The following is an 11,794-nucleotide window of genomic DNA, read 5'->3' on the forward strand; positions in this document are numbered from 1 at the left end:
TTAATATGAAGAATGAGTATTATTTACATAATCAGCAAATTTTGTTGTATCAGCATTAAAGCTTAAGGTAACAGTTCCAATCGGACCATTACGTTGTTTTGCAATAATGATTTCTGTTAAATCCTTTATTTTGTCAAGCTCTTGCTGAAATTCCATATTATCGGTTTGTTTTTTTCTTTGAAGATAATAAAATTCTCTGAAAATGAATAATACGATATCGGCATCTTGCTCAATACTTCCTGACTCACGAAGATCAGAAAGTAATGGGCGTTTATCTTCCCTTTGTTCAACAGCACGAGAAAGCTGTGATAAGGCTATAACCGGAATATCTAATTCTTTTGCAATAGCTTTTAAACCTTGAGTGATTTCTGAAATCTCTTGTACCCTATTTTGCCCTTCAGAACTTGATGGGCGAACTAATTGTAAGTAATCGACAATAATTAGCCCTAAATTATGTTGTCGTTTTAATCTTCTTGCACGAGTTCTTAAAGCAGAAATACTTAAAGCAGGCGTATCGTCAATGAAAAAAGGATATTTAGAAAGTTCTCTATTAGCTTGAGCTAATTTTTTAAAATCATCTTCATTTATATTTCCGCTTCTAAGCTTAGTTGCATTAACTGCAGACATCATTGATAAAATTCTTGTTGTAAGCTGTTCGCCTGACATCTCAAGCGAGAAAAAGCCAACAGCAGGAGATTTTTCCGTAGAATTACTTTTTAAATGATTCTCATATAAAAATTGGCATGCATTTACCGCTAAATTTATCGCAAAGGCAGTTTTACCCATAGAAGGGCGGCCTGCTAGAATTAAAAGATCTGATTTTTGTAAACCCGATAGAAAATGATCTAATCCATTAAATTTTGTAGAAATACCTGTAACATGGTTTCTATTTTGAATAGCGGATTCAATTCTTCTTATTGATTCTGCTAAAGCTGATTTAAAATGAATAAATCCTTTATCAATCGAGCCTTCTGTGGCAAGCCCAAAAAGTTTTTGCTCGCCTGCTTCAATATGAGTTTCTGCGGAAGAATTATAATCAAGATCAAAGGCTGAATTTATGATGTCTTCACCAATATTTACTAACCTTCTTCTTAAAGCTAAGTCATAAATAATTTTAGCATAATCAGCAACATTTACTATAGGACTTGCAAGAGTCATTATTTTATTTAAATAATCTAGGCAGTTTCCGTCTTCAAATCCTGGATCTTTATCAAAGGAGTTTTTTAATACTACAGGTGATACAAATAAGCCCCGGTTAATATGTGAAATAATAGCTTCATAAATACGTTGATGTAATTGGCTATAGAAATGGTCGGTTCTTAAAAAATCACCAAATTTGTAAATTGATTCGTTATCATAAAGTAAGTAACCGATAACAATTTGTTCGGCTTCAACGTTGTGGGGCATTACCCTTTGAATTGTCATATGAATACAATAAAAAATTTAAATAATTTTAAAATAATAACTAATATATATAATCGAAGTAAATATACTAATCAACTAACACATAAGCAGTTAGAATTTTATAATTAATATCTGATACTTTCCTTAACACCACAATGACATGCGAGCTATGTTTAAACATCATGTTATTGTTTTCAAAATCTTCTCTCTTTATACCAAAACCAACATTTTCTTCAATATCAAGTTCAAATTTTTTTACATTAGCCAAGTTTGCAGATTCTAACCAATATTTTATACCTTCTTTGTGATAATCTAACACTTCTTTAATCGCCCTTTCTGCTGTTTTATTATCATAAAAAGTGGAAGCAGCCTTAATATTTGGTTCATTTTTAAGGCGGTTAATTAAATAATCTTCCTTTTTATCTACATGTTTTTTTAAAGTGTGGCCTGCATATTCACCACTTTCATGTGAGGTGAGATCAACCTCATTCTGCTTTAAACTTAATTTTGCAGGTTCAAGTTGCGAGGCTAAAATAAAGAGAAGTAAAATTACTGGCCAAATTAATTTTTTTAGAAGATTATTTTGCATGAAATTATTTAATAAGTTTATCAATAAGAGTATAGTCTTCAGTCTCAATAGCAAGTTTTTTTATTTTTGATTTCTCTCCTGAAACAAACGAAATTTTTGATTTAGGTATTTTGGTAAGTTTACTAATTAAACTTATAATTTCATTATTAGCTTCATTATCTTTAGGTTTAGCATTAATTTGTAATTTTAAAGCAAATTTATTATCACTTAATGGTTCAAGGTTACCAATTTTAGTAACGCTTGCATTAGTAGATATTTTTAATGATAAAATAATTTTTCCTGGGCGTATTTCATAAAAAAAATTCATTATTTACCTATACAAAAGCTACTGAAAATTATATCTAAAATTTCATCAACTGAGATTCGTCCTGTAATTTTTCCAATTTCACTTGCAGCTAATCTCAAATCTTCCCCTGCAAGTTCAATAGGCTTGTGTAATGTAAAATATTCAAGGAAATTAAGGGCGTTAGTTAAATGTTCACGATATCGTGCACGAGAGATAATGGCGCTTTCTTCGGTTATTTCAAACTGAGAGGCAAATTTTTCTAACTCTTTTATTATTTGATCAATATTAATATTATTTTTTGCGGAAATGGTAAGAAAATCATTTTGCTTAAAACTAGAGTCTAAATCAATTTTATTAATTACTTTTACTTTAGGTTTATCATCGGAAATAGAAATTGGTTTTTGATAATTATTACAATCATATATTTCTATTACAAGATCAGCTTCTTCATATTTTCTTTTTGTAATATCAATTCCTATTTGTTCAATAATGTCTGAACTTTCACGAATTCCTGCCGTATCAGTTAAAATAAATTGATACCCTTGGATATTTAAATGAACTTCTATAGCATCTCTTGTAGTTCCTGGAATATCTGAAACTATTGCTATTTCTCTTTTAGCTAGAGCATTAATTAAACTTGATTTTCCAACATTCGGTTCTCCAACAATTGCAACCTTTATTCCGTCGCGGATTTTTTCACCTATATTATTGTCACTTAAATGGTTGTTAATCTCAGCTTTTAAATTTGTGCATAAATTTTCAGCGTCATTAATTATATCTTCAGGAATATCTTCTTCTGGGAAATCGATAAAAGCTTCGGTTAAAGCGAGTATTTGAAGAATAGTTTTACGCCATTCCTCATATTTTACAGCAAGCGCACCATTAACTTGCTTAACCGCTTGTTTTAACTGCATTTCAGTTTCTGCATCAATTAAATCTGCTAAACCCTCTGCTTGAGTTAAATCCATTTTACCATTCAAAAATGCACGTTTAGCAAATTCACCAGGTTCTGCTAATCGTAAAAAGTTTTGCTCATTTAGAATATTTATAATTGTGTTTATTACTGCTTTACTTCCATGAACCTGTAGTTCAATTACATCTTCGCCTGTGAAACTATTAGGTCCTTCAAAATAAATTACAACCGCATTATCGATAATATACATTTCTTTTGGATGTTGTAATTTAAGATAGTTTACATATCGCGGTTTTAGTGTTTTACTAATATTAAACAAGCTTAAAGTTTTTAACGCATGTGATCCAGAGATGCGTAAAATTGCTACTCCAGATTTACTATACGTTGTAGCTAAAGCATAAATAGTTGAATTGTATTCGCTCATAATAATAGAATTAAAAATTTATTATTTACATATTGTTTACAATTATATAGGAAGTTGTATAAAAGTTATAGTTTGAATTTTATGAGAAATAAATATGGCAGTTTATAGAGATAATTCTGAACTTATTGAAAATGTAATAAAAACTAAAGAATCCTCTCTTAATGAGCTACAGAAAAAATTTATTAAATATTTTTATGATCACATCCCTTACGAGGATTTACTTGATCATGACCCAGAACATTATTTGCATTTAGCACTTAATGCCTATAATTTTTTCCAAAAAAAAGATCAAACTAGTAGAATCAGATGCTATAACCCAACAATAATTGATAATGGCTTTACAAGTATAAATACTGTTCTTGAAGTTCATCATGATGATATACCGTTTCTTGTAGACTCCGTTTCCGGCGCACTTATTCGTGAAGGATATAGAATTAGTCAATTAATTCACCCTGTAATAAATGTTAAACGTAAAACTAATGGTGAAATTGAAGAATTATACCATGAATCAGATACTACAAAAAGCTCTACAGCTGAGTCTTTCATGCAAATTCATTTTTATGGCGTTATTGAAGAAAATAACCATAGTGAAATTATAAACTATATATCAAATATTTTATCAAATGTAAGTCTTGCTGTAAGTGATTGGCATAACATGCTTGAAAAAGCAGAAACTTTAAAACAACAATTTGATAATAATAGTGAAAGCGTTGAATTTATTAATTGGATTAAACATCATAGCTTTACCTTTTTAGCGTATTTAGAAACAGAAAATGGTAAAATTGAAAATAAGCTAGGTATTGCTAAAAATGAAGATAAAACTCTTCTTGAAGAAATAATTCAGCAAAATGAAATTGTGCTAAACTTAGGCCATGAAGTAGTGATAACCAAAATTCATCATATTTCTCCTGTACACAAAAATATTAACTTAAACTTGATTTCAATAATTCCAAACGGCAGTAAAAAAGTTTTTAACTTCATAGGCTTATTTACTTCCGCTGTATATTATCAAAGCGCTACTCTTATCCCGATTGTAAGACAAAAAATTGATGCAGTGCTTAAAAAAACAGGTTTTCAAAAAGCTAGCCATAATTATAAAGAATTAGTAGCAATAATTGAAGCTTTTCCAAGAGATGAATTATTACAAATTGATGAACATGCTTTATTTGAAACAGCTTTAAGTATCCTTGCTTTGCATGAGCGACCAAAAGTAAAATTATATATTCAACCAAGCTTAACTAATAACTTCTTAAGTTGCATAATTTTCATTCCACGCGAAAGATTTAGTGATAAATTATGCGCGCAAATTCAAGAATTATTAGCAAGCTACTTCGGCGGTAAAATTGACAGAGATTATTTATTCTTAAATGAATCAAGACTTGCAAGATACCACTTGATTTTAACTGCTATTCCTTCAGCAATAGAAGCACTTGAAGAAGGAGAATTAGAAGAAAAAATAATTGCGTTAACAAGTTTTTGGGATGACGATAGTCATAAAGAATTAATTAATAAACTTGGGCTTGAGGAAGGTGAAAAATATTATTCATTATATCAATCAGCTTTTCCTTATTCTTACCAAGAAGTTTTTGGTGTGTCGAGACTTGCTTATGATATCAAAACTTTTGAAGAAACTATAAAGGATAATCAATTAAAATTTGAACTTCATCAAAATAAAAATACCTTTATTTTTGATTTAAAAATTTATAGCCCTGATAAGCAATTACCATTATCAAGCTTAATGCCTATTTTAGATAATATTGGTTTTCATACAGTAGATAGCTTTACGTTTCCAATTACTCGTAAAGATCATTTAGATACATTATGGTTACATTATTTTAGAGTAAGTGCTGAACATATTGATTTGGAAGATTTTAAACATTATAAGCATAATATTGAGAATATATTAGCCTTAATTTGGGAAGGCAGAATTAAAAGTGATAAATTCAATGCTCTAGTTTTAACTGCCAAACTTTCACCTAGAGAAATTTTGCTTTTAAAATCAATTGCAAAATATGTTAAGCAAGCAGGGGTAGTTTATCCTTTAAATTATGTTGCTACAATTTTTACCTCTCATAGTAAAATAGTTTCTAAAATCATTAAATTATTTCATTATAAATTTTCTCCTGAAGAAAATGACCTTAAAGAATTTGAAGCTACTTTACAGGAAATAAATCAGCTTTTAACTACAGTTAGCGGCGCTGCTGAAGATAAAATGCTAAGAAATTGCATATATGTTATTCAAGCTATGCTTAGAACAAATTATTATCAAAAAGATAGTAATGATGAATATAAAGATTATATTTCATTTAAAGTTAAATCGGCTAATGTACCAACACTACCTCTACCGCGACCATTTGCAGAAATATCAGTGTACTCTACACGTATTGAAGGTATTCACTTAAGAGGTGGAGAAGTTGCAAGAGGTGGTTTGAGGCTTTCAGATAGACATGAGGATTTTAGAACTGAAGTACTGGGCCTTATGAAAACTCAAATGGCTAAAAACTCAATTATTGTGCCAGTAGGTTCTAAAGGTGGATTCATTGTTAAAAGACAAAAAATAGGTGCAAGTAAAGAACAGCAAGTTCAAGAAGCTATAGAATGCTATAAAACTTTTTTAAGTGGTATGCTTGATATTACCGATAATATTTTAGATGGGAAAATAATCCCTCCTAAAGATGTAGTAAGGCATGACAATGATGATCCATATTTAGTAGTTGCAGCTGACAAAGGAACTGCAACATTTTCTGATATCGCAAATTCAATTTCTGCCGAATATAATTTCTGGTTAGGAGATGCTTTTGCATCAGGTGGTTCCCAAGGTTACGATCATAAAAAAATGGGTATTACAGCACGTGGCGGATGGGTTTGTGTTATCCGTCATTTCCAAGAAATGGGTATAGATGTATTTAAGCAGGAATTTACCGTAACAGGTATTGGAGATATGTCAGGGGACGTTTTTGGTAACTTTATGCTGTTATCAGATAATATAAAACTCATCGGTGCATTTAATCATATGCATATATTTGTTGACCCTAACCCTGATTCTAAGAAAAGCTATAATGAAAGAAAACGCTTATTTACAACCCCAGGTACTACTTGGGCAGATTATAATGCTGATCTTATATCAAAAGGTGGAAGAATTTTTGAACGTAAAGCAAAAGAATTAAAGTTAACGCCTGAAATACAAGAAGCTCTTAATATTACAGAAGATGTCATTTCACCAGATAATTTAATTAAAGCCATTTTAACTGCACCAGTAGATTTATTGTGGAACGGTGGTATTGGTACTTACGTAAAAGCTAAAGAAGAACATCCTGAGCATGTGGGTGATAAAGCAAACGACAGTGTAAGGGTTAATGGTGAAGAATTAAAATGCAAAATTGTCGGCGAAGGCGGCAATTTAGGGTTTACACAGCGCGGTCGTATTGAATATGCATTAAATGGCGGTAGAATAAATACTGACGCTATTGATAATTCAGCAGGTGTTGATTGTTCTGATCATGAAGTAAATATTAAAATAGCCTTTAATTTACTTATGCGTTCAGGTAAAGTTTCAGAACAACAAAGAAATACAATGCTTGAAAGCATGACTGATGAAGTAAGTAAATTAGTACTTGCCGATAACCGAGCGCAAAGTTTAGCGGTTTCAATTGAACAAAGCCAAGCACCTAATTTAGTCAATGAGCATGGAATATTAATTAACTTACTTGAAAAAGAAGGTTTATTAGATAGAGCAATTGAATTTTTACCAAGCCACCAAGAAATTGAACTTAGAGGCGCAAATAAAATAGGCTTAACAAGGCCAGAAATTTCTATACTTCTTTCATATAGTAAAATTTCTTTTTATAACAAAATTTTAAAATCAAAGTTACCGGATGATAATTATTTTGATTCATATTTACTTGATTATTTCCCTATTCAAATGAAGGAGAAATTTAAAAGTGATTTAGTAAATCATCCATTAAGAAGAGAAATTATTTCAACAGTTATTATTAATACAATTATCAATAGAGTTGGAGTAAGTTTTACTCATATTACTCTTGAGGAAGCTGGATGTGAACCAAAGCAATTTGCAGAAGCTTTTGTTGCAAGTTGCCAAATATTCGGTATTGATGAATTATGGAGTGAGGTTGAAAACTTACCATTTAATCATAATTTATTGCTACAAAAAAATACCATGTTTAAAACCATGCAAAAATTAATGCAAAATTCAATTTTATGGTTAATTAAAAACATACCTAAAAATTATTCTATTGATGATATGGTAAGAGATTATTCTGTAGCATTTAATGAATTTAAGAAGAGCTTTATTGAAGGGCATAACACATATATTTTTGAATTATATAAATCAGAATTACAAAAATTCTTAGATTTAGGTATTGATAAAGAATTAGCAACAAAAATTGCAGAAGTAGAGATTCTTGCTATCAGCTTTAACATTGTTAAATTTGCTAAACTTAGCGGCTTAAATTTAGCAGAAGCTACTCAAATTTACTTTAATATTGATGAAGCAATTGAATTTGTATGGTTAAAAGAAACCGTACTTACTCTTTCAACTACTTCTTATTGGCAACGTACAGCCCTTAAAAATTTGATTGAAGAGCTTGATAATTTACAAGTGGCGATGTGTATTAGTGTTAATCAGCAACAGCAAAAATTTAGTGATTTAGATAAATTTAATAATTGGCTCATGAGTAATGAAATTAGCATTCAACGTTACCATGAATTTATTAGCCAAATTAAACGCGAACATAAATTAGAAGAATTAGCGGTATTTGCTGTAGCTTTAAATAGAATTAAATATTTATTTGATATTAAATGTGTTAATTAGAGATTAGCGCATTTAATAATTACAAACTCGTTGTTCGGATAAAAGAAGATATTATCAGAATTAATTTATATTGAATAATTTTAGATAAATTATGTGCTTCGCTCGCAACTTCGTTAATATCCCCAATAATATTATTTACTTCTTGTTTTTAGCTGGTTGAATTATATTTTTACAGAAAGCAAATCTTATTTTAGGCATAATAAATCCCTAATTAAGTGGTTAATTATGTAAGATGTGTTATTAAAATATATATACAAGATATTTTTAAAAATAATAATAGTAATGTAAGTATTTCTATAGCATTCCAAACATACGATAATTATCGCGTTTTTATATTCAAATTTGATTTATGGTTTTTAATAATAGAAGCTATTAACATTATGAGTAACATTTTTTGCTTATTTTAAAAATTATATTGATTAGATTGTCGCTTTATCTTACTAGCTTATATGTGTAGGTCTAAATAATAAATAAAAAGCGGAGTGATAAAATAAATTACTAAAATGTAGAAGCTTAAAAATTACTTACATTTAAAGTTAATTATGTCAATAAAGCGATGTTGAATATGATTTAAATGTTTATCTTCGGAAAATAACCAGCCTAAAAATATTTTCTCAGGAGTAGTAGAATTTTTATATTCCCAAATTCCCACCAGAAGCATATGATTTTCAAATTTTCTTGATGGCATATAGCAATTATATGCAATAATTTCATAATTTTTAAAATTACTCTTATTTAAAAGCTTTAATTCTACATTGGTAGTTTTAGTTGAAACCTTATCTAAAATAGTTATTTCAACGTTTTCTGCTTTTTTATAAGTGATTTGATCTTTAGGTTTGTTTTCCTCATCTAAAAGCTCGCCTAGTTCATCTTTTGTATCATTAGGGTTAACTATAAGAGTCTTATCACCTTCTTTAGAAGCTTTTTCTAATGGTGTAGAAATAATTGCATCTCGTTTTAACGAAGGTGATTCTTTTAGTTCTTCAACAAGGAGATTATCTAATTCTTTTTTTTCTTCAGCAAAACTAGAATGAGAAATGGCAGTAAGCAAAATTAATAAGAATAATTTTATCATTTTTTTATTATAAAACATATAAGCTATTTTACTTCTTCTTTAGCTTCTGAAGTATTACCTTTCTCTTCTTTCTTATCTTCTTTTGAGAAAATCATTTTACCAATTAAAGATTCTAAGCTTACAGCTGACTGAGTATATTTAAGTTCACCATTTTCTTTAATCATAGTATCTTCAGCGCCAGGAGCAATAGAAACGTATTTTTCTCCAAGTAATCCGTCACTTGTAATAGCAGCGCTACTATCAGATGGAATTTTTACACTTTTTCTAATATTAAAATGAACAATCGCTTGATAAGTATTAGGATCTAATTGTTTATCAATAACTTCCCCAACTTTAATACCACCAATTTTAATTTCGCTTCCGGTATTAATACCATCTATATGGTCAAATTTTGCAATTATAGTATATGATTCTTCAGAAGAAACTTTCTCAGCTTTATTATATGCAAAATAAAGGAAAAAAAGTGCGAAGAATATTATTAAAAATCCTACTAGTGTTTCAAAATTTGATTTGTTCATTATTAAATTCTCATTCAGGTTGCCAAGATGAATAATCACCGGTTGCTTTGCTTCTCTTACCTCCAGCATGTAGATGCCCTTTTGGAAGGTAAGCTTCATTTGTGCCGGTTAAATTAGGAAGATAATCACTCTGCCAATGATATTTATCATTATGTTTTGGAAGTTCATCACTTGTATAATGTAACCAAGCATGCCATAGAGGAGGAACTTTTGATGGCTCATTTAAGCCTTTATACCAAATAGCTCTTTTATGGCGGTTGTCATTATTTTTAGATTTTGAAATATAATACTTATTCCCAAATTGGTCTTCACCAACTTTTTTATAAAATAACAATAAAGATAATTTGGTACTTATGGACATTTTTATAATTTATTATGTTAATTATAATAATTTATAAAACATATTGTTTTTAATTTCCATAAAAAAAGCGGCCTTAAGCCGCTTTTTTTATATTTTTTCTTCTTTAAATTGAACTCTCTTACGAACTACAGGGTCGTATTTCATGAAAGAAAGTTTCTTTGTAAGCTTTCTTGGGTTTTTCTTTTTAACATAAAAATAGCCTGTGTTGGCAGTGCTAACCAGCCTAATCAATATAGTTGCTTTTTTTGCCATGATGAATTTCCTAATTTAATTTATGAACTTTTTTATATTGAATTATGAGTAAATGTCAAGAAAAAGTCTAAAAAATAAAGTCTCAAATAATATAAGTGTTTGATTTTAATAAATAATTATAAAATAGTAGGTTTACTACTTTCCTGATTTTTTATTATTATCAACGCAAAAACAGTGTAACCAATAGCTAAAATTATAAATAATTGATTTTCAATTCCAAGTACATCAGGAATTAATAAATTTTGTTTAGCTAAAAAATAACTGAGAAATATAACAGAATTAAAAATAAACAAATATACAATAGCAGGGGTTAGAGCAACTGAGCAAACTCTTATAATTTGAGAAAAATTTAGTCTAATTTTCATTACTAATAATGTTAAAGTAGCTAAAACTACTGTAAGGAAAAGCTTAGAATATATAATTAATATATGAATTAAAATTGCGGTTAAACAAAAGGTTACAAAGGAAGAAACTGAAAAATTATGAAATTTTTTAATTAAATCCATAATTTCTTTATAATTTATAATCATATCCTGCTTTTCAAGATTACGTTGGTCTAAAAGCACATTATTAAAAAAGATAATTTTATCTCTATTAATTACCAAAGGTGTTTGAGATTGAATAGAGGGATTACGGGAAGTGTCAATTCTTATAAAATCAGTATTATTAATGTCTGATTTTATGTTAATTGGTTGGTCTTCATTTGCAGAGATTTGACCCTTTTCAATTTTTATTTCAGGTAATTTGGTTATAAGATCATGTAAAATTTCTGCTTGCCTAAATTCAGGAGAATTATCATTTATTGCACGATTTTCACTTAATTGAATAATATTACCAAGAATATCGTATGTATCGTCGAGAAGTGAAATTGCTATAAATAAAGAAGGCAAGCTGCTTAGCAAGGAAATAACAAAAAGATATTTTTGACCATAACCTTTCCATTTATATATAACATCGAGATAAAGTTGTTTTGAGAAAAAGGTTCGTTTAGCTATAGCGTATAAAGATCTTAAAATGTAAAGCATATGTTAATATTTTAGGTTATTTTATATAATTAATATTAAAACTATTTCTTGTAAATATCTTATTAATATAGTACACTTCCGACGATTATACAAATTCTTTGTTACATAACCTCGAG

Annotated in this window: 10 protein-coding genes; 1 reads left to right on the forward strand and 9 read right to left on the reverse strand. The window is 28.9% G+C overall.

Features of this window, described 5'->3' with window-relative positions; all coding sequences use genetic code 11:
- The 4 genes from J0H68_07030 to mnmE all read right to left on the reverse strand — a co-directional run bounded on the left by J0H68_07030 (position 1) and on the right by mnmE (position 3,616).
- A complete protein-coding gene (locus tag J0H68_07030; protein MBN8828442.1) occupies positions 1–1,425 on the reverse strand; it encodes a replicative DNA helicase in 1,425 nt (474 codons plus the stop codon).
- A gap of 67 nt (positions 1,426–1,492) precedes the next feature.
- Entirely contained in the window at positions 1,493–1,993 is a 501-nt protein-coding gene (locus tag J0H68_07035) for a hypothetical protein (GenBank protein MBN8828443.1), read from the reverse strand.
- A 4-nt stretch (positions 1,994–1,997) separates the two neighbouring features.
- The gene (locus tag J0H68_07040) at positions 1,998–2,300 is read right to left on the reverse strand and encodes a DUF167 domain-containing protein (GenBank protein ID MBN8828444.1); all 303 of its coding nucleotides are present in this window, start codon (positions 2,298–2,300) and stop codon (positions 1,998–2,000) included.
- Positions 2,300–3,616, reverse strand: coding sequence for a tRNA uridine-5-carboxymethylaminomethyl(34) synthesis GTPase MnmE (gene mnmE / locus J0H68_07045; GenBank protein ID MBN8828445.1), 1,317 nt, complete (start codon positions 3,614–3,616; stop codon positions 2,300–2,302). The genes J0H68_07040 and mnmE overlap by 1 nt, the downstream gene beginning before the upstream one ends.
- Positions 3,617–3,710: 94 nt before the next feature.
- On the opposite strand from mnmE, the gene J0H68_07050 reads away from it, so the two are divergent.
- The gene (locus J0H68_07050; protein MBN8828446.1) at positions 3,711–8,447 is read left to right on the forward strand and encodes an NAD-glutamate dehydrogenase; all 4,737 of its coding nucleotides are present in this window, start codon (positions 3,711–3,713) and stop codon (positions 8,445–8,447) included.
- 520 nt (positions 8,448–8,967) lie between these two features.
- Here J0H68_07050 and J0H68_07055 read toward each other — a convergent pair.
- The 5 genes from J0H68_07055 to J0H68_07075 form a co-directional block, all read right to left on the reverse strand.
- Positions 8,968–9,522, reverse strand: a complete 555-nt coding sequence (locus tag J0H68_07055; protein MBN8828447.1) for a DUF2155 domain-containing protein — start codon at positions 9,520–9,522, stop codon at positions 8,968–8,970.
- Between the two features lie 23 nt (positions 9,523–9,545).
- Positions 9,546–10,040 (reverse strand): outer membrane lipid asymmetry maintenance protein MlaD, encoded by a 495-nt coding sequence (gene mlaD, locus J0H68_07060; GenBank protein MBN8828448.1) that lies wholly within the window; start codon positions 10,038–10,040, stop codon positions 9,546–9,548.
- 10 nt (positions 10,041–10,050) lie between these two features.
- A complete protein-coding gene (locus J0H68_07065) occupies positions 10,051–10,401 on the reverse strand; it encodes an NADH:ubiquinone oxidoreductase subunit NDUFA12 (GenBank protein ID MBN8828449.1) in 351 nt (116 codons plus the stop codon).
- 87 nt (positions 10,402–10,488) lie between these two features.
- On the reverse strand, positions 10,489–10,653 hold the full coding sequence (rpmG, locus tag J0H68_07070) for a 50S ribosomal protein L33 (protein ID MBN8828450.1): 165 nt from the start codon (positions 10,651–10,653) through the stop codon (positions 10,489–10,491).
- Between the two features lie 116 nt (positions 10,654–10,769).
- Complete coding sequence (locus J0H68_07075) at positions 10,770–11,678, reverse strand: DUF1189 family protein (protein MBN8828451.1); 909 nt, start codon at positions 11,676–11,678, stop codon at positions 10,770–10,772.
- Between the last annotated feature and the right edge of the window lie 116 nt (positions 11,679–11,794).

It is taken from the genome of Sphingobacteriia bacterium, assembly GCA_017304685.1.
Classification (GTDB): Bacteria; Pseudomonadota; Alphaproteobacteria; order Rickettsiales; family 33-17; genus JAFKLR01.

Bases quoted from the DNA above. Each gene is read 5' to 3' on its own strand.
- J0H68_07030 (MBN8828442.1), bottom strand. From the start codon at position 1,425: ATGACAATTCAAAGGGTAATGCCCCACAACGTTGAAGCCGAACAAATT.
- J0H68_07075 (MBN8828451.1), bottom strand. From the start codon at position 11,678: ATGCTTTACATTTTAAGATCTTTATACGCTATAGCTAAACGAACCTTT.
- mlaD (MBN8828448.1), bottom strand. From the start codon at position 10,040: ATGAACAAATCAAATTTTGAAACACTAGTAGGATTTTTAATAATATTC.
- J0H68_07040 (MBN8828444.1), bottom strand. From the start codon at position 2,300: ATGAATTTTTTTTATGAAATACGCCCAGGAAAAATTATTTTATCATTA.
- mnmE (MBN8828445.1), bottom strand. From the start codon at position 3,616: ATGAGCGAATACAATTCAACTATTTATGCTTTAGCTACAACGTATAGT.
- J0H68_07035 (MBN8828443.1), bottom strand. From the start codon at position 1,993: ATGCAAAATAATCTTCTAAAAAAATTAATTTGGCCAGTAATTTTACTT.
- J0H68_07055 (MBN8828447.1), bottom strand. From the start codon at position 9,522: ATGATAAAATTATTCTTATTAATTTTGCTTACTGCCATTTCTCATTCT.
- J0H68_07065 (MBN8828449.1), bottom strand. From the start codon at position 10,401: ATGTCCATAAGTACCAAATTATCTTTATTGTTATTTTATAAAAAAGTT.
- J0H68_07050 (MBN8828446.1), top strand. From the start codon at position 3,711: ATGGCAGTTTATAGAGATAATTCTGAACTTATTGAAAATGTAATAAAA.
- rpmG (MBN8828450.1), bottom strand. From the start codon at position 10,653: ATGGCAAAAAAAGCAACTATATTGATTAGGCTGGTTAGCACTGCCAAC.